Raw genomic sequence first — 21,550 nt, forward strand, 5'->3', positions numbered from 1 at the left:
CGAGCATGCCCTGGAGGAAAGAGTGGATAAAATTTTTGTCGATGAAGCAGTAAACGAGCTGCATACCATACAGGACATGTTGCGCTGGTCGGTTAGCCGCTTCAGCGCCGCCAATATCTGGTACGGTCACGGTACCGATAACCCGTGGGATGAAGCCGTACAGCTGGTGCTGCCGTCTCTCTACCTGCCGCTGGACATTCCGGAAGACATGCGCACCGCGCGCCTGACTTCCAGCGAAAAACACCGCATCGTTGAGCGCGTGATCCGCCGCGTGAACGAGCGCATTCCGGTCGCCTATCTGACCAACAAAGCCTGGTTCTGCGGCCACGAGTTCTATGTCGATGAACGCGTGCTGGTGCCGCGCTCGCCGATTGGCGAGCTGATCAACAACCACTTTGAAGGCCTGATTGGCCATCAGCCGCAGCACATTCTGGATATGTGTACCGGCAGCGGCTGCATCGCCATCGCCTGCGCGTACGCCTTCCCGGAAGCGGAAGTGGACGCGGTAGATATCTCCACCGACGCGCTGGCCGTGACCGAGCACAACATCGAAGAGCATGGGCTCATCCATCACGTTACGCCAATTCGCTCTGACCTGTTCCGCGATCTGCCGACGCTGCAGTACGATCTGATCGTCACAAACCCGCCGTACGTCGATGCGGAAGACATGTCCGATCTGCCGAACGAATACCGTCACGAGCCGGAGCTGGGTCTGGCGTCAGGCTCTGACGGCCTGAAGCTGACCCGCCGCATTCTGGCCTGCGCGCCGGATTACCTGACCGACGACGGCGTTCTGATTTGTGAAGTGGGCAACAGCATGGTACATCTGATAGAGCAGTACCCGGATGTGCCGTTCACCTGGCTTGAGTTCGACAACGGCGGTGACGGCGTCTTTATGCTGACTAAAGCGCAGCTGCTCGGCGCGCGCGAACACTTCAGCATCTATAAAGATTAATCCAGCGGGCTTCGGCCCGTTTCACAACGCTCAAACACAAACTACAACATCGGAGCCGTGATGGCAGGAAACAGTATTGGACAGGTATTCCGCGTGACCACCTTTGGCGAGTCGCACGGGCTGGCGCTGGGCTGTATCGTTGATGGCGTACCGCCAGGCATCGAACTGACCGAAGCCGATTTACAGCACGACCTCGACCGTCGTCGCCCGGGCACCTCTCGCTACACCACGCAGCGTCGCGAGCCGGACCAGGTCAAAATTCTCTCCGGCGTCTTTGAAGGTCGCACCACCGGGACCAGCATCGGTCTGCTGATCGAAAACACCGATCAGCGCTCCCAGGACTACGGCGCCATCAAAGACGTCTTCCGTCCGGGCCACGCCGACTACACCTACGAACAAAAGTACGGCTTCCGCGACTATCGCGGCGGCGGACGTTCTTCCGCGCGTGAAACCGCGATGCGCGTGGCGGCAGGGGCGATTGCTAAGAAATACCTGCAGCAGAAATTTGGCATCGTTATCCGCGGCTGTCTGACCCAGATGGGCGACATTCCGCTGGCGATCAAAGACTGGGATCAGGTTGAACAAAACCCGTTCTTCTGCGCCGATGCCGACAAGCTTGAGGCGCTGGACGAACTGATGCGTGGCCTGAAAAAAGAGGGCGACTCCATTGGCGCGAAAGTGACCGTGGTGGCAGACGGCGTCCCGGCTGGCTGGGGCGAGCCGGTATTCGACCGTCTCGACGCCGACATTGCCCACGCGCTGATGAGCATCAACGCGGTGAAGGGCGTTGAGATTGGCGACGGCTTTGACGTGGTTCAGCTTCGCGGCAGCCAAAACCGCGATGAGATTACGAAAGCGGGCTTCCAGAGCAACCATGCGGGCGGCATCCTGGGCGGTATCAGCAGCGGGCAGCAGATTGTTGCCAACATCGCGCTGAAGCCAACTTCCAGCATCACCGTGCCGGGCCACACGATTAACCGCGATGGCGAAGAAGTTGAGATGATCACCAAAGGACGTCACGATCCGTGCGTGGGGATCCGCGCGGTGCCGATCGCAGAAGCGATGCTGGCGATCGTGCTGATGGATCACTTCCTGCGCCAGCGTGCGCAGAATGCGGATGTGACGACCACCATTCCACGCTGGTAAACATGAAAAAAACCGCAATTGCTCTGCTGGCGCTGCTTGCCAGTGGAGCCAGTCTGGCCGCGACGCCATGGCAAAAAATCACCCACCCGGTGGCGGGGAGCGCGCAGTCCATTGGCGCCTTTTCCAACGGCTGTATCGTCGGTGCCCAGGAGCTTCCTCTCCAGTCTGATACCTATCAGGTGATGCGCACCGATCAGCGACGTTATTTCGGCCACCCGGATCTGGTGCTGTTCATCCAGCGTCTGGGAAACCAGGTGCATAACCTTGGGCTGGGCACGATGCTGATTGGCGATATGGGGATGCCTGCCGGCGGTCGCTTTAACGGTGGACACGCCAGCCACCAGACCGGACTGGATGTCGATATCTTCCTGCAGCTGCCGAAAACGCGCTGGACCTCCGCCCAACTGCTGAAACCGCAGGCGCTGGATCTGGTGGCGAGCGACGGTAAGCGCGTTGTGCCGTCCCTGTGGACGCGGGACGTATCCAGCATGATCAAGCTGGCGGCAGAAGATAACGACGTCACGCGGATTTTCGTTAACCCGGCCATCAAGCAGCAGCTCTGCCTGGATGCCGGAACCGATCGCGACTGGCTGCGCAAAGTGCGCCCGTGGTTCCAGCATCGTGCGCATATGCACGTTCGTCTGCGCTGCCCGGCGAATAGCCTGGAATGTGAAGATCAGCCGCTACCTCCGCCAGGCGATGGCTGCGGTGCGGAACTGCAAAGCTGGTTTGAGCCGGCAAAACCTGGAACCTCTAAGCCTGAGAAGAAGACACCGCCTCCGTTGCCGCCTTCCTGCCAGGCGCTACTGGATGAGCATGTACTTTAATGGATAATTTCGTCGATCTGTTTATGGTGTCGCCGCTGCTGCTGGTGGTGCTGTTCTTTGTGGCCATGCTGGCCGGTTTTATCGACGCGCTCGCGGGCGGCGGCGGGTTGTTAACCGTGCCAGCGCTGCTGGCGGCGGGCATGAGCCCGGCGCAGGCGCTTGCCACCAACAAGCTGCAGGCCTGCGGCGGTTCGCTCTCGGCGTCGCTCTATTTTATCCGCCGCAAGGTGGTGAGCCTTGCCGATCAGAAGCTCAATATCCTGATGACCTTTATCGGCTCCACGTCGGGCGCGCTGCTGGTTCAGCACGTGCAGTCCGATATTTTGCGCCAGATCCTGCCGATTCTGGTCATCTGCATCGGGCTTTACTTCCTGCTGATGCCAAAGCTCGGTGAAGAAGACCGCCAGCGTCGCCTGTACGGCCTGCCGTTTGCCCTGATTGCCGGGGGTAGCGTGGGTTTTTACGACGGTTTCTTCGGGCCGGGGGCGGGTTCATTTTATGCGCTGGCGTTCGTGACGCTGGCCGGGTTTAACCTCGCCAAATCCACCGCCCATGCCAAAGTGCTCAACGCGACCTCAAACGTCGGCGGCCTGCTGCTGTTTATCATCGGCGGCAAGGTTATCTGGGCAACCGGATTTGTGATGATGGCAGGGCAGTTCCTGGGCGCGCGCGCGGGCTCGCGTCTGGTATTAAGCAAAGGACAAAAACTTATTCGCCCGATGATCGTCATCGTCTCGGCCGTAATGAGCGCCAAACTTCTTTATGACAGCCATGGACAGGAGATCCTCACCTGGTTGGGGATGCGCTAATGAACAGTACGCATAGATACGAACAGCTGATTGAGATTTTCGACGGTTGTTTTGCTGACGATTTTAATACCCGTCTGATTAAAGGCGACGACGAACCGATCTATCTTCCTGCTGATGCGGAGGTTCCGTATAACCGCATCGTCTTTGCCCACGGCTTTTATGCCAGCGGCTTGCACGAGATTTCGCACTGGTGCATTGCGGGGAAAGCGCGGCGCGAGCTGGTGGACTTCGGTTACTGGTACTGCCCGGACGGACGTGATGCCGCCACTCAGGGCCAGTTTGAAGATGTGGAAGTGAAGCCGCAGGCGCTGGAATGGCTATTCTGCGTCGCGGCGGGTTTCCCGTTCAACGTCAGCTGTGACAACCTCGAAGGCGACTTCGAGCCAGACCGTATCGTCTTCCAGCGCCGCGTTCACGCGCAGGTGATGGAATATCTTGAGAAAGGCATCCCCGAACGTCCGGCACGCCTGATCGAGGCCTTACAGAATTATTACCACACGCCGGTTATCACGGCGGAATGCTTCCCTTGGCCGGAAGATCTTTAACAGAGGAAAGAAGATGATCGCAGAATTTGAATCACGCATTCTGGCGTTAATTGATGACATGGTGGAACACGCCAGTGATGATGAGCTGTTCGCCAGCGGTTATCTGCGTGGTCACCTGACGCTCGCGGTAGCCGAGCTGGAAGCGGGGGACGATCACTCTGCCGACGCCGTTCACGCCGAAGTGGCCCGCAGTCTGGAGAAAGCCATTCAGGCCGGAGAGCTCTCGCCGCGCGACCAGTCGCTGGTGCTGGGCATGTGGGACACTTTGTTCCAGCAGGCGAAAGCGAAGTAAGTGTTTCACCTCCCTCTCCCTGTGGGAGAGGGACGGGGTGAGGGCACCAGACCGCACCCTACTTAACCTTCTTCCCCTTCAGCAGTTTCCGTACCCACAATCGATTCGGATTCAGCCCCGCAAGCGTAACCCTGTCCAGCGGAATCGGCTCGCCGCTCATTTGCGCGGCTAACACTTCCGCCAGCAGCGGCGCGGAACAGAGCCCGCGAGACCCTAATCCACCCAGCATAAACAGCTCCGGATACACCGGCGAGGTCACCGCCGTTTCCTTGCGTTCAGCAAGATCCTGATAGGCCTCAAGCGTCGCGTCGTAGTCCGGCACATTTCCCGCCATCGGCAGATGATCGCGGGTGGCGCAGCGCACGCCGCAGCGCGCGTCACCCTCGCTGACGTCAACCTCTTTCGCCCACGCCGCATCCGGGAAACAGTCAATCAGGCGCTGGCGGTTCTGGGCCTGATCCGCTTCGCTGTAGCGCATATCCGTTTCGCCACGATGATAGCTGGCCCCGATGCAGTGGTGGCCGTTAGACGGATTTTGCGGCGTCAGATAGCCGTCATAGCACAGCACCTGACGCAGTTTGTTCAGTTCGGGCGCGGAAGGAATATGGCTTACCTGGCCGCCGACCGGATAAACCGGCAATGACTCTGTCTGGATAAACTGGCTGATGTTATGCCCGTTTGCCAGCACAACGCTGGCATGACTCGCCTCTTTGCCATCGGCAAAACGCAGATTCCAGCGTTCTGTCCGGCTCAACGATTCAACCTTGTGAGCATAATGCGCCGTCAGCCCGCGCGACTGCACCAGGGCAATGACCGCCGCGGTCAGTTCAGCCGGGCACAGCCAGCCGCCGAGTGGATACTGAATGCCCCCACACCCGGTTTCCACGCCAGCGGTCTCTGCCACCTCTTGCGCACTTACCGCACGGGCAATCTCGTCAGGCAGACCCAGCGACAGCATCTGCGTGATTTTTTGCTGGCTCTTTTCATCCCAGCCGAGCTGCGTCACGCCGCACCAGTCATGGTCAAACGCCACCGGCAGGATATCGTACAGGCGACGAGCGAAGGTAAATGCCGCCGGGAAAAACCGGAACAGGGCCGGGTCGTGCGCGCTTAAAAGCGGATAGAGCGCCCCCTGGCGGTTGCCGGACGCACCGCTTGCTGGCGCGTCGTCAGCACAGTAGAGCGTGACCTGCCAGCCGCGGTGGAGAAGCGCGAGAGACAGCAGAGCGCTGGCGATCCCCCCGCCGACTATCGCCACCTCACGGGATGCGCTGGCGCCGCGTGCAAACCAGGGGGCACTTGCGGGGATGTCCAGCGTCTGCTCCATTCTGCCGACCAGCATGTCGCGCTTGCGGCCAAAACCTTTGGTTTTCTGCATGGTAAAGCCCGCCTCCTGCAGTCCGCGGCGGACAAAGCCTGCCGAGGTGAAGGTGGCAAGCGTTGCGTCCGGGCGCGCCAGCCGCGCCATCGCGCTAAACAGATGCTGGCTCCACATGTCCGGGTTTTTGGCGGGGGCAAAGCCGTCAAGGAACCAGGCGTCCACCGTCTGATTCATCGAATCATCGAGCGTATCGGTCAGGTCATTGATGTCGCCAAGCCATAAATCCAGCGTCACGCGTCCGCCGTCCAGAATCAGACGGTGGCAGCCGCCGATGTGGGGTGGCCACTGCGCCTGAAGCTGCTCCGCCCAGGCTGCAAGCTCTGGCCAGCGCTGATGAGCGAGCCGCAGATCGTGCGCGGTGAGCGGGAATTTTTCAAAACTGATGAAATGTAATCTTTGTAGCGTAGCCTCAGGGTGGGCAGCGTGAAACTGGTCAAACGCCTGCCAGAGGGTCAGAAAATTGAGCCCGGTGCCGAATCCGCTTTCCGCGACCACAAACAGGCTCCGGGGATGCTCCGGGAATCGGGTGCTGAGCTGGTTTCCATCGAGGAAAACATAGCGAGTTTCTTCGAGTCCGTTATCATTAGAAAAATAGACGTCATCAAAATCTCGGGAAACAGGTGTACCCTCAGCGTTGAATTCGAGGTTGGCGGGTTGTATAGCGTTTTGTTTCACGTAAGTTACTCGTCTGACAGGCAGTGGCACGATCTTAACGATGTGAGTCCATCGGTGCAAATTTCCGCAGAAAATGTCTGATCGGACTTGTTCGGCGTACAAGTGTACGCTATTGTGCGACTCGAAACTTACTATAGTGCGACTTACAGAGGTATTGAATGAAACGTGCAGTGATTACTGGCCTGGGCATTGTTTCCAGCATCGGTAATAACCAGCAGGAAGTCCTGGCATCTCTGCGTGAAGGACGCTCCGGGATCACTTTCTCTGAAGAGTTTAAAGATTCAGGTATGCGTAGCCACGTATGGGGTAACGTCAAACTGGACACCACCGGTTTGATTGACCGCAAAGTGGTTCGTTTCATGAACGATGCCTCTATTTATGCTTATCTCTCCATGCAGGAAGCGATCAAAGATTCCGGCCTGAGTGAAGAGGTTTATCAGAACAACCCGCGCGTGGGTCTGATCGCCGGTTCCGGCGGCTCATCAAAAGCGCAGGTATTCGGCGCTGACGCAATGCGTAGCCCGCGTGGTCTGAAAGCTGTAGGTCCGTACGTGGTCACCAAAGCTATGGGTTCTGCGGTTTCCGCGTGCCTGGCGACCCCATTCAAAATCCACGGTGTGAACTACTCCATCAGCTCCGCGTGTGCGACTTCCGCGCACTGCATCGGTAATGCTGTTGAGCAGATCCAGCTGGGTAAACAGGACATCGTATTTGCTGGCGGCGGCGAAGAGCTGGGCTGGGAAATGGCCTGTGAATTCGACGCGATGGGCGCACTGTCCACCAAGTACAATGAAACCCCGGATAAAGCCTCCCGTACCTATGATGCGCACCGTGACGGTTTCGTTATCGCTGGCGGCGGCGGTATGGTTGTGGTTGAAGAGCTGGAGCATGCCCTGGCACGTGGCGCGCACATCTACGCTGAAATCGTGGGCTACGGTGCAACGTCTGACGGCGCCGACATGGTTGCGCCATCCGGCGAAGGCGCGGTGCGCTGCATGAAGATGGCGATGCACGGCGTTGACACCCCAATCGACTACCTGAACTCCCACGGTACCTCTACTCCGGTAGGCGACGTGAAAGAGCTGGGTGCGATCCGTGAAGTCTTCGGCGACAACAGCCCGGCAATCTCCGCGACCAAAGCCATGACCGGTCACTCTCTGGGTGCGGCTGGCGTGCAGGAAGCGATCTACTCTCTGCTGATGCTGGAAAACGGCTTTATCGCGCCAAGCATCAACATCGATGAGATGGACGAGCAGGCTGCTGGCCTGAACATCGTGACCAAACCAACGGAAGCGACGCTGACCACCGTCATGTCAAACAGCTTCGGCTTCGGTGGCACCAACGCCACGCTGGTTATGCGTAAGCTGAAAGCATAAGTTTTACGTTTGATTCCGGAAGGGAGCCATAAGGCTCCCTTTTTTTATGCATTGACAAGCGGCTGATCTCACAGGCAAACTTCACCCCTCAACATTATCCTCGCGATAATGCGTAAGCGTTCAACGTCAACCAACGCACCTTAATCCTGATAATCAGGTAGAGGGGGCGTGGCATTTCCCCGCCTTACTCTTCATTTCGGAGTAAAGCATGACTGCAGTAACTCAAACAGAAACAACCCCTTCAGCGAACGTCTCGCTGTTCCGTATCGCTTTCGCGGTATTTCTGACCTATATGACCGTCGGCCTGCCGCTGCCGGTGATCCCGCTGTTCGTTCATCAGGAGCTGGGCTATGGCAACACCATGGTCGGCATTGCCGTGGGCATTCAGTTTTTAGCCACGGTATTGACCCGCGGTTACGCCGGACGGCTGGCGGATCAGCACGGTGCAAAACGCTCGGCGCTACAGGGGATGTTTGCCTGTGGGCTGGCGGGCGGCGCATGGCTGCTGGCTGCTCTGCTGCCGGTAGACGCCGCGTATAAGTTTGCGCTGCTGGTGCTGGGCCGCTTAATCCTGGGCTTTGGTGAAAGCCAGCTGCTGACCGGCACCCTGACCTGGGGAATGGGGCTGGTGGGGCCTGCGCGTTCCGGCAAGGTGATGTCCTGGAACGGTATGGCCATCTATGGCGCGCTGGCCGCAGGCGCACCGCTTGGGCTGCTGATCAATAGCCAGTTTGGATTTGCGGCGCTGGCCGCAACCACGATGGTTTTACCCCTAGTGGCGTGGGCGTTTAACGGCTCGGTGCGTAAGGTGCCCGCGCACAAAGGCGTGCGTCCTTCCCTGTGGAGCGTGGTTGGCCAAATCTGGCAGCCGGGTCTTGGCCTGGCGCTGCAGGGCGTGGGTTTTGCGGTGATTGGTACCTTCGTCTCGCTCTATTTTATGAGCCGCGGCTGGGCGAAGGCCGGTTTTACGCTCACCGCGTTTGGCGGCGCGTTTGTGCTGATGCGCGTTTTCTTCGGCTGGATGCCGGATCGCTTTGGCGGCGTGAAGGTAGCGGTGGCGTCGCTGGTGATTGAAACCGTCGGTCTGCTGCTGCTGTGGAATGCACCCGTGGCCTCCGTTGCGCTGCTTGGTGCGGCGCTGACCGGGTGCGGCTGTTCACTGATCTTCCCGGCCCTGGGCGTTGAAGTGGTGAAGCGCGTGGCCCCACAGGTGCGCGGTACGGCGCTGGGCGGCTATGCGGCCTTTCAGGATATCTCATACGGGGTAACCGGGCCGCTGGCCGGGGTGTTAGCCACCTCGTTTGGTTATCCGTCCGTCTTTCTGGCCGGTGCGGTTTCTGCAGTGGTTGGGATCGTGGTGACGCTGGTGGCGTTTCGCAGATCGTAGTTTTTGCCCGGTGGCGCTTCGCTTACCGGGCCTACAACCGCACTAGCCGTAGGCCGGGTAAGGTGAAGCCGCCACCCGGCAGTGTTAAGCAACCAGCCAGAAAATCGCCAGCGCAATCAGTAACGCAATAAACATCAATCCCGGACGCGCAGAGAGCGTTCTGAACGTCTCCACGACTGGCGCAAACAGCGGGCTGTAGATCGGCTGAATGTTTCTCACCTCCGGCACGCCGCCCTCGCGCTCGGCGCGGCGAACGAAGATTTGATTGAGCAGATCCTGCACCTGCGCGGTGGTCAGTACCGTTTGCGGCGTAGCCTGCCAGTTTTGCTGGGCGTAATCCCGAATGACTTCAAACTCGTGCGGCTCAAGCGGCTGCTTCAGTGCCGCCTGGACGGTATGCAGGGTAGGGGCATTCTGTGTGCTGAGCGTCTGGCGCGCCTGGAGCCAGGTCACCAGATGCGTAAACTGTCTGGCCGGGATTAACTCACCCGCCTTCACGCCGGACAGCTCCAGCATGGATTGCCAGATAAGCTTCGTCGGTTCGCCGGTGGCCGCAGCCAGCTTCGTCACCATCTGCTTGAGCGTGTTGTGCTCGGCAGGCAGCAGCGGACGCTCGGTCGCCGGGCGCACCTGAGGCTGCGGAATAGACAGCTCGTTGTTCTGCAGCAGGGTCAGCACGGTTTTGAGCTGGTCGGGCGTCAGTTGGCCCAGCGCGGTCTGACCATACTGCTGGCGAATAAAATCGCTCACCGCCTGCCGGTTATTACCCTGGCCCAGCAGCTCCGTCAGCTGAGCGACAATCTGGCGCGTGGTGTGGTTCTGCTGCGCGGTATTAATACGCTGGTTCAGGTTTTGCTCGGCCGCAGGGAAATGGCGCGACTGCAGCGGTGCGTCGTTCCTCACGCCTAAATCATGCTTTACCCCGGCCCAGACTTCCGCGTTTTGCTGTGAAGTCAGCGCAATCAGGCGCGTGATCAGTCGCTCCAGCACGGTGCGCTGTTGCGTGGATAGCGGTTGTTCACCGGCAACGTTTGGCGTGACGGGGCCTTCACCCGGAGGGCGTGGCGGCGTACCTGAAATGGGCTGCATCGTCAAAAATCCTTAAAGTCAAAACTCAGCGTAAACCAGGCATACATATATGCCTGGCGGCCAGATTATGGCACACTTGGCAGGTTTTCTTCCTCTCAAACAGGTACTCAGACGTGAAAATCCTCGTTGATGAAAATATGCCTTACGCCCGTGAGCTTTTTAGCCGCCTGGGTAACGTTAAGGCTGTCCCAGGTCGCCCGATCCCGGTCAACGAACTGGATGACGCAGACGCGCTGATGGTGCGCTCGGTGACCAAAGTAAATGAGGCGTTGCTCGCCGGTAAAGCGATTAAGTTTGTCGGAACCGCAACGGCAGGGACCGATCATGTGGATGATAAATGGCTGAAGCAGGCCGGAATCGGTTTTTCCGCCGCGCCGGGCTGTAACGCCATCGCCGTTGTGGAATACGTTTTCTCCTCCCTGCTGATGCTGGCCGAGCGCGACGGGTTTGCGCTGAAGGACCGCACCGTGGGGATTGTCGGCGTGGGTAACGTCGGCGGGCGCCTGCAAAAGCGCCTGGAAGCGTTAGGGATCCGCACGCTGCTGTGCGATCCGCCGCGTAAAGATAACGGCGATGACGGGGATTTCCGCTCGCTGGATGAGCTGGTTGAACAGTGTGACGTGCTGACGTTCCACACGCCGCTGTTTAAAGAGGGGCCGTATAAGTCGCTGCATCTTGCTGACGAGGCGCTGATCCGTCGTCTGAAGGCTGGCACTATTCTGATAAATGCCTGCCGTGGTCCGGTGGTAGATAACGCCGCGCTGCTGACATGCCTGAACGAAGGACAAGACCTCAGCGTGGTGCTGGACGTCTGGGAGCCGGAGCCGGATCTCAACGTTGAGCTGCTTAACAAGGTGGATGTGGGCACGGCGCATATCGCCGGTTATACCCTGGAAGGCAAAGCCCGCGGTACCACGCAGGTCTTCGAAGCCTACAGCGCCTTTATCGGCCATCCGCAGCAGGTGGCGCTGGATACCTTACTCCCCGCGCCTGAATTTGGCCGCATTACCCTGCATGGTCCGCTCGATCAGGCAACGCTGAAAAGGCTGGTGCATTTGGTGTATGATGTGCGCCGCGATGATGCGCTGCTGCGTAAAGTGGCGGGGATCCCGGGTGAGTTTGATAAGCTGCGCAAGAACTACGTTGAGCGCCGCGAGTGGTCTTCCCTGTATGTCATATGCGACGACGCCCCGGCGGCGACGCTGCTGCATAAGCTGGGATTTAACGCCGTTCATCACCCGGCGCATTAATGTCTTCTTAATGCTCCCTGTCGGATACTCCGGCAGGGACGCTTTTTTATTTCTGGAGTAAACCACCATGTCTGAAGGCTGGAACATTGCCATTTTAGGTGCTACGGGTGCCGTGGGTGAAGCCCTGCTCGAAACCCTTGCTGAGCGTCAGTTCCCGGTGGGCGATATCTATGCGCTGGCCCGTACCGACAGCGCAGGTGAGCATCTGCGTTTTAACGGTAAATCCGTCATGGTTCAGGACGCGACCGCGTTCGACTGGACGCAGGCGCAGCTGGCGTTTTTCGCCGCGGGCGCTGAAGCGACGGCTGCTTACGTTGAAGAGGCGACCAACGCTGGCTGCCTGGTGATCGACCTGAGCGGTCTGTTCTCAATGGAGCCGGATGTGCCGCTGGTGGTGCCGGACGTGAACCCGTTTGTGCTGGCTGACTACCGCAACCGTAACGTCATTGCGGTTCCGAACAGCCTCACCAGCCAGCTGCTGACCGCGCTGAAACCGCTGATCGACGACGGCGGCCTGTCGCGCATTACCGTCACCAGCCTGCTGTCCGCGTCCGCGAACGGCAAAAAGGCCGTTGACGCGCTGGCCGGGCAGAGCGCGAAGCTGCTGAACGGTATCCCGATTGACGAAGATGATTTCTTTGGCCGCCAGCTGGCGTTCAACATGCTGCCGCTGCTGCCGGACCGCGAAGGGTCTGTACGCGAAGAGCGCCGTATCGTCGATGAAGTGCGCAAAATTCTGCAGGACGATGGCCTGATGATTTCCGCGAACGTCGTGCAGTCTCCGGTCTTCTACGGCCACGCGCAGATGGTTGGCTTTGAAGCCCTGCGTCCGCTGGCGGCAGAAGAGGCGCGCGACGCGTTTGGCCGCGGTGAAGACATCGTGCTCTCCGAAGAGAGCGAGTTCCCGACCCAGGTTGGCGATGCCACCGGCAGCGCGCATCTTTCCGTTGGCTGCGTGCGTAACGATTACGGCATGCCGGAACAGGTTCAGTTCTGGTCCGTTGCCGATAACGTTCGCTTCGGCGGCGCGCTGATGGCGGTCAAAATCGCTGAAAAACTGGTGCAGGAGTACCTGTACTGATGTCAGACGTGGAACAAAAGCCGGTCCATAGAATTGCCCTCGGAATTGAGTACGACGGCAGTAAATATTATGGCTGGCAGCGTCAGAACGAGGTGCGCAGCGTCCAGGAGAAGCTGGAGAAAGCGCTCTCTCAGGTGGCAAACGAGCCGATTAACGTCCTGTGCGCGGGACGTACGGACGCGGGAGTTCACGGCACGGGACAGGTGGTGCACTTTGAAACCACCGCCGTGCGTAAGGATGCCGCCTGGACGCTGGGTGTAAATGCGAATTTGCCTGGTGACATTGCGGTGCGTTGGGTAAAAGCTGTGCCGGATGATTTTCACGCGCGCTTCAGCGCCACGGCGCGTCGCTACCGTTATGTCATCTACAACCAGCGCCTGCGTCCGGCGGTGTTAAGCCAGGGCGTCACGCATTTTTATGAACCGCTTGATGCAGAACGTATGCATCGCGCGGCGCAGTGTCTGATTGGTGAAAATGACTTTACGTCGTTTCGTGCGGTGCAGTGTCAGTCCCGCACGCCGTGGCGCAACGTCATGCACATAAACGTCAGCCGTTTTGGCGCATATGTGGTGGTGGATATCAAAGCCAATGCCTTTGTACATCATATGGTTCGGAATATTGTAGGCAGCCTGATGGAAGTGGGTGCCGGACACCAGCCGGAGAGCTGGATTGCAGACCTGCTGGCAGCGAAGGACAGAACGCTTGCGGCAGCCACGGCGAAAGCGGAAGGATTGTATCTGGTCTCAGTAGACTATCCGGATCGATTTGACCTGCCGAAACCGCCAATGGGCCCGCTGTTTTTAGCGGACTAAACAAAGGTGCAATTAGGGCTTAGACAATATGGACGTAATACGTTTTCTGATTGATTTCATTCTGCATATTGATGTTCACCTGGCGGAGCTGGTCGCGCAGTATGGCGTCTGGGTTTACGCCATTCTGTTCCTCATTCTGTTTTGTGAAACCGGTCTGGTCGTTACCCCATTCCTGCCAGGGGATTCACTGCTGTTCGTTGCCGGGGCGCTATCGGCGTTACCCACTAACGATCTGAACGTGCATCTTATGGTTGTGCTGATGGTGATTGCCGCCATTGTCGGTGATGCGGTCAACTATACGATTGGACGGGTGTTCGGTGAGCGGCTTTTCAGCAATCCTGATTCGAAAATTTTCCGTCGCAGCTATTTAGATAAAACCCATGCGTTTTATGAACGCCATGGCGGGAAAACCATTATCCTTGCGCGTTTTGTGCCTATTGTGCGCACATTTGCACCGTTTGTGGCGGGAATGGGGCATATGTCCTATCGTCATTTTGCGGCATACAACGTGGTTGGCGCGCTGCTGTGGGTACTGCTGTTTACCTACGCAGGCTATCTGTTTGGCGATCTCCCGGTAGTGCAGGAAAACCTTAAGTTACTGATTGTAGCGATTATTGTGCTTTCCGTACTGCCTGGCGTTATCGAAATCATTCGCCACAAACGTGCGGCGGCAAAACAAGCGAAATAAAGGCACGCTGGCGGTTCGACCACTTTTTTATCCAAAGTTTCGGGCTGTTATGTTTTAATGTGCAACATTCATGGTCTGTTGGAGGCAAAAATGGCATTATTCGCCTCTTATAGCAAAACTGGCATACGACCAGGTTCAGGCAGAAAGGTTATCAATGAGCTGGATTGAACGAATTAAAAGCAACATTACCCCAACGCGCAAAGCGAGCATTCCTGAAGGGGTATGGACGAAGTGTGATAGCTGCGGTCAGGTTCTGTATCGCGCAGAGCTGGAGCGCAACCTTGAGGTGTGTCCGAAGTGTGACCACCATATGCGTATGTCGGCGCGCAACCGCCTGCATAGCCTGCTGGACGAAGGCTCTCTGGTTGAGCTGGGTAGCGAACTTGAGCCAAAAGACGTGCTGAAGTTCCGCGATTCCAAAAAATATAAAGATCGTCTGGCCTCTGCACAGAAAGAGACCGGCGAGAAAGACGCGCTGATCGTCATGAAAGGCACCCTGCATGAGATGCCGGTTGTCGCCGCTGCCTTTGAGTTCTCCTTTATGGGCGGCTCAATGGGCTCCGTGGTCGGTGCGCGCTTCGTGCGTGCCGTTGAGCAGGCGCTGGAAGACAACTGTCCGTTGATCTGCTTCTCAGCCTCCGGTGGTGCACGTATGCAGGAAGCGCTGATGTCGCTGATGCAGATGGCGAAAACCTCTGCTGCGCTGGCGAAAATGCAGGAGCGCGGTCTTCCGTACATCTCCGTGCTGACCGACCCAACCATGGGCGGCGTCTCCGCGAGCTTCGCGATGCTGGGCGACCTGAACATCGCTGAGCCAAAAGCGCTGATCGGCTTTGCGGGTCCTCGCGTTATCGAGCAAACCGTTCGTGAAAAGCTGCCGCCTGGCTTCCAGCGCAGTGAGTTCCTCATTGAGAAAGGCGCTATCGATATGATCGTCCGCCGTCCGGAAATGCGCCTGAAGCTGGCGAGCATTCTGGCGAAGCTGATGAATCTGCCAGCGCCGAACCCGGATGAGCCGCGCGAAGGCGTGGTGGTACCGGATCAGGAACCCGAGGCCTGATAACTGAAAAGGGCAGGGCCGGTTGGCGCTGCCCTTTTGCTTTCTAATCTGTTAATGACAACCGGGCATTATGGAAAATAAAAGCATTCCCCAAGCCACGTCGCCCCTGGCCGCGTGGCTTTCTTATCTGGAAAACCTGCACAGTAAAACCATCGATATGGGGCTTGAGCGCGTAAGCCAGGTCGCCGCGCGTCTTGATGTGCTCAAACCGGCACCATTCGTATTTACCGTCGCGGGCACCAACGGTAAAGGCACAACCTGCCGCACGCTGGAATCTGTCCTGATGGCCGCGGGTTACAGGGTAGGCGTTTACAGCTCTCCACACCTAGTCCGCTATACCGAGCGCGTTCGCGTGCAGAACAGCGAGCTGCCGGAATCGGCGCATACGGCGTCGTTCGCGGAAATTGAAGCCGCACGCGGTGAGATCTCATTAACCTATTTTGAATACGGCACCCTGTCGGCGCTGTGGCTGTTCAAACAGGCGCAGCTGGATGTGGTGATCCTTGAGGTTGGCCTCGGCGGACGTCTTGATGCGACCAATATGGTTGATGCGGACGTGGCGGTGGTCACCAGCATCGCGCTGGACCATATCGACTGGCTGGGACCGGATCGTGAAAGCATTGGCCGCGAGAAGGCCGGTATTTTCCGGGCGAATAAACCCGCCGTGGTCGGCGAGCCGGACATGCCGCACACCATTGCTGACGTGGCAAACGAGAAGGGCGCGCGTCTGCTGCGCCGCGGCGTTGACTGGCAGTATGAGGTTCAGGATAACGGCTGGCGCTTCAGCGATGCCCAGGGCGCGCTGGACAACCTGCCGCTGCCGCAGGTGCCGCAGCCGAACGCGGCCACCGCGCTGGCGGCACTGCGCGCCAGCGGATTAGCGGTCAGCGAGCAGGCAATCCGCGACGGCATTCAGAGCGCAATTCTGCCCGGGCGCTTCCAGATTGTCAGCGAGTCACCGCGCCTGATTCTGGACGTGGCGCATAACCCGCATGCGGCGGCGTATCTCGCGGGACGTCTCAAATCGTTACCAAAAACCGGGCGCGTGCTGGCGGTTATCGGTATGCTTCATGATAAAGATATCGGCGGGACGCTGGCCTGCATGGAGACTGTGGTCGATAGCTGGTATTGTGCTCCTCTGGAGGGGCCGCGCGGCGCGACGGCTGAGCAGTTGATGGAACATCTCGGCAAAGGCGCAATCTATAGTAGCGTGGCTCAGGCCTGGCATGCCGCGATGGCGGATGCTAAACCAGAAGATACCGTGCTGGTGTGTGGTTCATTCCACACGGTGGCACATGTCATGGAAGTGATGGACGCGGGGAGAACCGGTGGCGAGTAAGTTTCAGAACCGTTTAACAGGAACCATTGTGCTGGTCGCGCTCGGAGTGATTATCCTCCCGGGTCTGCTCGACGGGCAGAAAAAGCATTATCAGGACGAGTTTGCCGCTATTCCGCTGGTGCCGAAACCGGGTGACCGCGATGAGCCGGATATGCTGCCAGCGGCGACGCAGGCGCTGCCTGCTCAGCCGCCGGAAGGCGCGGCGGAAGAGGTGCGCGCAGGCGATGCCGCCGCCCCGTCGCTCGATCCGTCTCGTCTGGCGGCAGCGAGCAGCAGCGATATCGATCCGGTGCCGGTAGAGCAGCCTAAACCCGTTGAAAAACCGAAGCCGGTTGAGAAGCCGCAGCCGAAACCGCAGCGAGATAAAGCCGCAGAGCAGCTGGCTGCCGCATCAGAAACCCCACCGCCGGCAAAACAAGACGCGGCACCGACCGGAAAAGCGTACGTTGTGCAGCTCGGCGCGCTGAAAAACGCCGACAAAGTTAACGAGGTCGTGAGCAAACTGCGCAGTGCGGGATATCGTGTTTACACTTCACCTTCCACGCCGGTGCAGGGTAAAATTACCCGTATCCTCGTGGGGCCAGAAGCGTCCAAAGATAAGCTTAAAGGTTCGCTCGGCGAGCTGAAGCAGATCTCCGGCCTGAGCGGTGTGGTGATGGGCTACAGCGCGAACTGATAAGATCTTACCCAACCTCGGAGTGGTTTGTTCCCTCTCCCTTGAGGAAGAGGGCCGGGGTGAGGGGGAGCAGACGTCCACAGAGACGTCAAATGAACCGTGGCGTTGAACATTTTTTCAGCGCCTTTTTTATTTACGCGCGGGAAGGAAATCCCTACGCAAACGTTTTCTTTTTCTGTTAGAATTCGCCCCGAACTGGATGACAGGGCGTTAAATCGTGGGACACATATGGTCTGGATTGATTACGCCATCATTGCGGTGATTGGTTTTTCCTGTCTGGTTAGCCTGATCCGTGGCTTTGTTCGTGAAGCGTTATCGCTGGTAACCTGGGGTTGTGCTTTCTTTGTTGCCAGTCATTACTACACTTACCTGTCTGTCTGGTTCACGGGCTTTGAAGATGAACTGGTCCGAAACGGAATTGCCATCGCGGTGCTGTTTATCGCAACGCTGATTGTCGGCGCTATCGTGAATTACGTGATAGGTCAGCTGGTCGAGAAAACCGGTCTGTCAGGAACGGACAGGGTGCTCGGGATCTGTTTCGGGGCGTTACGAGGCGTGCTGATTGTGGCCGCGATCCTGTTCTTCCTGGATACCTTCACCGGGTTCTCCAAAAGCGAAGACTGGCAGAAATCGCAGCTCATTCCAGAGTTCAGCTTCATCATCAGATGGTTCTTTGACTATCTGCAAAGCTCGTCGAGTTTTTTGCCCAGGGCATAAACCCTGAGATGTGGCTTAACGAGGAAAAGACGAATGTGCGGTATTGTCGGTATCGCCGGTTTCATGCCGGTAAACCAGTCGATTTATGACGCGTTAACGGTGCTTCAGCACCGTGGGCAGGATGCTGCGGGTATCATCACCATTGATGCAAACAACTGCTTCCGTTTACGCAAGGCGAATGGCCTGGTAAACGATGTGTTTGAAGCCCGCCATATGCAGCGTCTGCAAGGTAATATGGGGATCGGTCACGTTCGTTATCCTACTGCTGGCAGTTCCAGCGCCTCCGAGGCACAGCCTTTCTACGTCAACTCACCGTATGGCATCACCCTTGCTCATAACGGCAACCTGACCAACGCGCATGAGCTGCGTAAAAAGCTGTTCGAAGAGAAACGTCGCCACATTAACACCACCTCTGATTCTGAAATCCTGCTCAATGTGTTCGCCAGCGAGCTGGATAACTTCCGTCACTACCCGCTGGAAGCAGACAACATCTTTGCTGCGATTGCCGCGACCAACCGCCAGATCCGCGGCGCGTACGCCTGCGTAGCGATGATCATCGGTCACGGCATGGTCGCCTTCCGCGATCCAAACGGCATTCGTCCCCTGGTGCTCGGCAAGCGCGACCTTGGCGATGGCCGTACCGAATATATGGTTGCCTCTGAGAGCGTGGCGCTGGATACCCTGGGCTTTGAGTTCCTGCGCGACGTTGCGCCGGGCGAAGCGGTTTATATCACCGAGAAGGGCCAGCTGTTTACCCGCCAGTGTGCCGATAACCCGGTCAGCAACCCGTGCCTGTTTGAATACGTTTACTTTGCCCGCCCGGATTCCTTCATCGACAAGATTTCCGTCTACAGCGCGCGCGTCAACATGGGCACCAAGCTGGGCGAGAAGATTGCCCGCGAGTGGGACGATCTCGACATCGACGTGGTTATTCCTATCCCGGAAACCTCCTGCGATATCGCGCTGGAGATCGCCCGCATCCTGGACAAGCCATACCGTCAGGGCTTCGTGAAGAACCGCTACGTTGGCCGCACCTTTATCATGCCGGGCCAGCACCTGCGCCGTAAGTCCGTGCGCCGCAAGCTGAACGCCAACCGCGCGGAATTCCGCGACAAGAACGTTCTGCTGGTGGATGACTCCATCGTTCGCGGCACCACCTCTGAGCAGATTATCGAGATGGCGCGCGAAGCGGGTGCGAAGAAAGTTTACCTGGCCTCTGCAGCGCCGGAGATTCGCTTCCCGAACGTGTACGGCATCGATATGCCAACCGCCAACGAACTGATCGCTCACGGGCGTGAAGTGGATGAAATTCGCCAGATCATCGGTGCCGACGGCCTGATTTTCCAGGATCTGAACGATCTCATCGACGCGGTGCGTGCCGAGAACCCGGAAATTCAGCAGTTTGAATGCTCCGTGTTCAACGGTATTTACGTGACCAAAGACGTTGACCAGCAGTACCTCGACTATCTTGATTCTCTGCGCAACGACGATGCGAAAGCCGTGCAGATGCAGAACGATCTTGAAAGCTTAGAGATGCACAACGAAGGTTGATGGTCCGGCAGGTGAGGGCGAACGCCCTCACTTGCAACTCCCCGCAAAATCCTGCACAGTCTGCCCTGAAATCAGTAAGGGCGAAAATCATGAAACGACTCATTGTTGGGCTCAGCGGCGCCAGCGGCGCGATCTACGGCGTACGTCTGTTACAGGTTCTGCGTAACGTGGCGGAAGTCGAGACCCATCTGGTGATGAGCCAGGCGGCGCGGCAGACCCTCTCTCTGGAAACCGATCTCTCCCTGCGCGATGTTCAGGCACTGGCGGACGTGGTTCACGATGCCCGTGATATCGCCGCCAGCATCTCTTCAGGCTCGTTTAAAACGGCCGGCATGGTTATCCTGCCCTGTTCGATTAAAACGCTCTCCGGCATTGTGAACAGCTATACCGATACCCTGGTAACGCGCGCGGCGGATGTGGTGCTGAAGGAGCGTCGTCCTCTGGTGCTCTGCGTGCGGGAAACGCCGCTGCATCTCGGCCATCTGCGTTTAATGACCCAGGCCGCCGAGCTTGGGGCCATCATCATGCCGCCGGTTCCGGCGTTTTATCATCGCCCGACCTCGCTGGACGACGTGATCAATCAGACCGTTAACCGCGTGCTGGATCAGTTTGACATCGACCTGCCTGAAGATCTCTTCACCCGCTGGCAAGGGGCCTGATTCTGTGCACAAACAGAGTGCATGAAAAGAGACGTTGCCCTGTTTCAGGGCAATTATGCAACGGCGATCATATCCTCGACATTTAATTCGTTTTTTCCCTTTTTCTCTTTCCGGTTCGTTCGGCAGACCTGCTATCTTTCACCATTAAGGCAATATCGCAACGTTTTATTAACATATTTAACGTCGAAGTTTTGACCAGACGGCAATGTGGCATAAGACCTGCAAGATGAAGCCTGCAACACAACACACAACACAATACATAATAAAATCACGGTACTTGAGGGTAAATGTATGAAGAAGACGGTTCTGGCTCTGTCTTTGCTCGTGGGGTTAAGTGCGGCAGCAGGTAGCTACGCAGCGCTTCCACAGACGGTTCGTATCGGTACAGACGCAACCTACGCGCCATTCTCTTCCAAGGATGCGAAAGGCGATTTCGTGGGGTTTGATATCGATCTGGGAAATGAAATGTGCAAACGCATTGCGGTGAAATGCACATGGGTGGGCAGCGACTTTGACGCGTTAATCCCGTCGCTGAAAGCCAAGAAAATCGACGCCATTATCTCTTCTCTCTCCATCACCGAAAAACGCCAGCAGGAGATTGCCTTCTCTGACAAGCTCTACGCCGCGGATTCTCGCCTGATTGCGCCGAAAGGCTCCCCGATTAAGCCCACCATCGACTCGCTGAAAGGCAAGCATGTTGGCGTGCTTCAGGGGTCGACGCAGGAAGGTTATGCCAATGCGACCTGGCGTGAGAAGGGCGTAGACGTGGTGGCTTACCAGAACCAGGATCTGATTTACTCTGACCTGGCCGCAGGCCGTCTGGATGCGGCATTCCAGGATGAAGTCGCCGCGAGCGAAGGCTTCCTGAAACAGCCTGCGGGTAAAGACTATGCGTTTGCGGGCCCGTCGGTAAAAGACAAAAAATACTTTGGTGACGGCACCGGTATTGGCCTGCGTAAGGATGATACCGAGCTGAAAGCCGCCTTCGACAAAGCCTTTGCAGAGCTGCGTAAAGACGGTACTTACGACAAACTGGCGAAGAAATACTTCGACTTCAACGTATACGGTGAATAATGCCTGACGCTAACGCACCGCAAAGGTGCGTTGCGGGAGCGGTTGACCCAATGCGGTGCATTTGTTGCACCGTATTGGATCGCTTTGTGCATACTTACGCATTTATAATGCAAAAATTCCCGCCTTAAGGGCATTAGTCTTTGCCTGAAAGAGGGGATTAA

The 21,550-nt window shown here is 57.7% G+C and carries 21 protein-coding genes; 19 read left to right on the forward strand and 2 right to left on the reverse strand.

From position 1 onward, the window contains the following. The first annotated feature begins 22 nt into the window (after positions 1-22). The 6 genes from prmB to USF70_RS11065 are packed head-to-tail and all read left to right on the forward strand — an operon-like array spanning position 23 to position 4,574. Positions 23-955, forward strand: a complete 933-nt coding sequence (gene prmB / locus USF70_RS11040; protein ID WP_087823066.1) for a 50S ribosomal protein L3 N(5)-glutamine methyltransferase — start codon at positions 23-25, stop codon at positions 953-955. 60 nt (positions 956-1,015) lie between these two features. Continuing rightward, positions 1,016-2,101, forward strand: a complete 1,086-nt coding sequence (aroC, locus tag USF70_RS11045) for a chorismate synthase (RefSeq protein ID WP_045888688.1) — start codon at positions 1,016-1,018, stop codon at positions 2,099-2,101. Between the two features lie 2 nt (positions 2,102-2,103). After that, positions 2,104-2,928, forward strand: a complete 825-nt coding sequence (gene mepA / locus USF70_RS11050; RefSeq protein ID WP_024908935.1) for a penicillin-insensitive murein endopeptidase — start codon at positions 2,104-2,106, stop codon at positions 2,926-2,928. Continuing rightward, positions 2,928-3,737, forward strand: coding sequence for a sulfite exporter TauE/SafE family protein (locus USF70_RS11055; protein ID WP_232937506.1), 810 nt, complete (start codon positions 2,928-2,930; stop codon positions 3,735-3,737). Before mepA ends, USF70_RS11055 begins: the two co-directional genes overlap by 1 nt. Further along, a complete protein-coding gene (locus USF70_RS11060; RefSeq protein WP_039263241.1) occupies positions 3,737-4,282 on the forward strand; it encodes an elongation factor P hydroxylase in 546 nt (181 codons plus the stop codon). The genes USF70_RS11055 and USF70_RS11060 overlap by 1 nt, the downstream gene beginning before the upstream one ends. A 13-nt stretch (positions 4,283-4,295) precedes the next feature. Then, a complete protein-coding gene (locus USF70_RS11065) occupies positions 4,296-4,574 on the forward strand; it encodes a YfcL family protein (protein WP_023312573.1) in 279 nt (92 codons plus the stop codon). Between the two features lie 58 nt (positions 4,575-4,632). Here the strand turns inward: USF70_RS11065 and mnmC are convergent, their stop codons facing one another. Further along, complete coding sequence (gene mnmC, locus USF70_RS11070) at positions 4,633-6,630, reverse strand: bifunctional tRNA (5-methylaminomethyl-2-thiouridine)(34)-methyltransferase MnmD/FAD-dependent 5-carboxymethylaminomethyl-2-thiouridine(34) oxidoreductase MnmC (RefSeq protein ID WP_167818393.1); 1,998 nt, start codon at positions 6,628-6,630, stop codon at positions 4,633-4,635. Positions 6,631-6,788: 158 nt separating this feature from the next. On the opposite strand from mnmC, the gene fabB reads away from it, so the two are divergent. Further along, complete coding sequence (gene fabB / locus USF70_RS11075) at positions 6,789-8,006, forward strand: beta-ketoacyl-ACP synthase I (protein WP_023336433.1); 1,218 nt, start codon at positions 6,789-6,791, stop codon at positions 8,004-8,006. Positions 8,007-8,214: 208 nt separating this feature from the next. Beyond that, the gene (locus USF70_RS11080; RefSeq protein WP_320735632.1) at positions 8,215-9,393 is read left to right on the forward strand and encodes an MFS transporter; all 1,179 of its coding nucleotides are present in this window, start codon (positions 8,215-8,217) and stop codon (positions 9,391-9,393) included. 84 nt (positions 9,394-9,477) lie between these two features. Here USF70_RS11080 and flk read toward each other — a convergent pair whose 3' ends face one another. After that, entirely contained in the window at positions 9,478-10,482 is a 1,005-nt protein-coding gene (gene flk / locus USF70_RS11085; protein ID WP_033146097.1) for a flagella biosynthesis regulator Flk, read from the reverse strand. A 113-nt stretch (positions 10,483-10,595) separates the two neighbouring features. Here flk and pdxB point away from each other — a divergent pair, with 113 nt between their 5' ends. From pdxB to argT, 11 genes are all read left to right on the forward strand, one after another. Further along, positions 10,596-11,732: a 4-phosphoerythronate dehydrogenase PdxB gene (gene pdxB, locus USF70_RS11090; protein WP_032659211.1), complete on the forward strand. Its 1,137-nt coding sequence runs from the start codon at positions 10,596-10,598 to the stop codon at positions 11,730-11,732. Positions 11,733-11,799: 67 nt separating this feature from the next. After that, complete coding sequence (locus tag USF70_RS11095; RefSeq protein WP_047060627.1) at positions 11,800-12,813, forward strand: aspartate-semialdehyde dehydrogenase; 1,014 nt, start codon at positions 11,800-11,802, stop codon at positions 12,811-12,813. After that, complete coding sequence (gene truA, locus USF70_RS11100) at positions 12,813-13,625, forward strand: tRNA pseudouridine(38-40) synthase TruA (RefSeq protein ID WP_023312566.1); 813 nt, start codon at positions 12,813-12,815, stop codon at positions 13,623-13,625. The genes USF70_RS11095 and truA overlap by 1 nt, the downstream gene beginning before the upstream one ends. 28 nt (positions 13,626-13,653) lie before the next feature. After that, positions 13,654-14,313 (forward strand): DedA family protein, encoded by a 660-nt coding sequence (locus USF70_RS11105; protein ID WP_039263236.1) that lies wholly within the window; start codon positions 13,654-13,656, stop codon positions 14,311-14,313. A 154-nt stretch (positions 14,314-14,467) separates the two neighbouring features. Continuing rightward, positions 14,468-15,373 carry an acetyl-CoA carboxylase, carboxyltransferase subunit beta gene (accD, locus tag USF70_RS11110; protein ID WP_003861408.1) on the forward strand — a complete coding sequence of 302 codons (906 nt, stop codon included), beginning with the start codon at positions 14,468-14,470 and terminating at the stop codon, positions 15,371-15,373. Positions 15,374-15,443: 70 nt separating this feature from the next. Further along, on the forward strand, positions 15,444-16,712 hold the full coding sequence (gene folC / locus USF70_RS11115; RefSeq protein ID WP_219939973.1) for a bifunctional tetrahydrofolate synthase/dihydrofolate synthase: 1,269 nt from the start codon (positions 15,444-15,446) through the stop codon (positions 16,710-16,712). Then, a complete protein-coding gene (gene dedD, locus USF70_RS11120; protein WP_039263233.1) occupies positions 16,702-17,388 on the forward strand; it encodes a cell division protein DedD in 687 nt (228 codons plus the stop codon). Before folC ends, dedD begins: the two co-directional genes overlap by 11 nt. Before the next feature lie 228 nt (positions 17,389-17,616). After that, positions 17,617-18,105, forward strand: coding sequence for a colicin V production protein (cvpA, locus tag USF70_RS11125; protein WP_000262116.1), 489 nt, complete (start codon positions 17,617-17,619; stop codon positions 18,103-18,105). Between the two features lie 33 nt (positions 18,106-18,138). Next, positions 18,139-19,656 carry an amidophosphoribosyltransferase gene (gene purF / locus USF70_RS11130; RefSeq protein ID WP_024908947.1) on the forward strand — a complete coding sequence of 506 codons (1,518 nt, stop codon included), beginning with the start codon at positions 18,139-18,141 and terminating at the stop codon, positions 19,654-19,656. An 89-nt stretch (positions 19,657-19,745) separates the two neighbouring features. Next, a complete protein-coding gene (locus tag USF70_RS11135) occupies positions 19,746-20,315 on the forward strand; it encodes a UbiX family flavin prenyltransferase (protein ID WP_029740194.1) in 570 nt (189 codons plus the stop codon). A 291-nt stretch (positions 20,316-20,606) separates the two neighbouring features. Continuing rightward, positions 20,607-21,389, forward strand: coding sequence for a lysine/arginine/ornithine ABC transporter substrate-binding protein ArgT (gene argT / locus USF70_RS11140; protein ID WP_023312560.1), 783 nt, complete (start codon positions 20,607-20,609; stop codon positions 21,387-21,389). The last annotated feature ends 161 nt before the right edge of the window (positions 21,390-21,550 follow it).

This window comes from Enterobacter sp. 237C8 (assembly GCF_034106865.1).
Lineage (GTDB): Bacteria > Pseudomonadota > Gammaproteobacteria > Enterobacterales > Enterobacteriaceae > Enterobacter > Enterobacter asburiae_B.

What these genes read in the sequence shown, in the direction of transcription:
- USF70_RS11060 (WP_039263241.1), top strand. Translation starts at nt 3,737, where the DNA reads ATGAACAGTACGCATAGATACGAACAGCTGATTGAGATTTTCGACGGT.
- accD (WP_003861408.1), top strand. Translation starts at nt 14,468, where the DNA reads ATGAGCTGGATTGAACGAATTAAAAGCAACATTACCCCAACGCGCAAA.
- folC (WP_219939973.1), top strand. Translation starts at nt 15,444, where the DNA reads ATGGAAAATAAAAGCATTCCCCAAGCCACGTCGCCCCTGGCCGCGTGG.
- USF70_RS11135 (WP_029740194.1), top strand. Translation starts at nt 19,746, where the DNA reads ATGAAACGACTCATTGTTGGGCTCAGCGGCGCCAGCGGCGCGATCTAC.
- fabB (WP_023336433.1), top strand. Translation starts at nt 6,789, where the DNA reads ATGAAACGTGCAGTGATTACTGGCCTGGGCATTGTTTCCAGCATCGGT.
- USF70_RS11065 (WP_023312573.1), top strand. Translation starts at nt 4,296, where the DNA reads ATGATCGCAGAATTTGAATCACGCATTCTGGCGTTAATTGATGACATG.
- USF70_RS11080 (WP_320735632.1), top strand. Translation starts at nt 8,215, where the DNA reads ATGACTGCAGTAACTCAAACAGAAACAACCCCTTCAGCGAACGTCTCG.
- USF70_RS11055 (WP_232937506.1), top strand. Translation starts at nt 2,928, where the DNA reads ATGGATAATTTCGTCGATCTGTTTATGGTGTCGCCGCTGCTGCTGGTG.
- mepA (WP_024908935.1), top strand. Translation starts at nt 2,104, where the DNA reads ATGAAAAAAACCGCAATTGCTCTGCTGGCGCTGCTTGCCAGTGGAGCC.
- argT (WP_023312560.1), top strand. Translation starts at nt 20,607, where the DNA reads ATGAAGAAGACGGTTCTGGCTCTGTCTTTGCTCGTGGGGTTAAGTGCG.
- USF70_RS11095 (WP_047060627.1), top strand. Translation starts at nt 11,800, where the DNA reads ATGTCTGAAGGCTGGAACATTGCCATTTTAGGTGCTACGGGTGCCGTG.
- truA (WP_023312566.1), top strand. Translation starts at nt 12,813, where the DNA reads ATGTCAGACGTGGAACAAAAGCCGGTCCATAGAATTGCCCTCGGAATT.
- flk (WP_033146097.1), bottom strand. Translation starts at nt 10,482, where the DNA reads ATGCAGCCCATTTCAGGTACGCCGCCACGCCCTCCGGGTGAAGGCCCC.
- purF (WP_024908947.1), top strand. Translation starts at nt 18,139, where the DNA reads ATGTGCGGTATTGTCGGTATCGCCGGTTTCATGCCGGTAAACCAGTCG.
- aroC (WP_045888688.1), top strand. Translation starts at nt 1,016, where the DNA reads ATGGCAGGAAACAGTATTGGACAGGTATTCCGCGTGACCACCTTTGGC.
- USF70_RS11105 (WP_039263236.1), top strand. Translation starts at nt 13,654, where the DNA reads ATGGACGTAATACGTTTTCTGATTGATTTCATTCTGCATATTGATGTT.
- cvpA (WP_000262116.1), top strand. Translation starts at nt 17,617, where the DNA reads ATGGTCTGGATTGATTACGCCATCATTGCGGTGATTGGTTTTTCCTGT.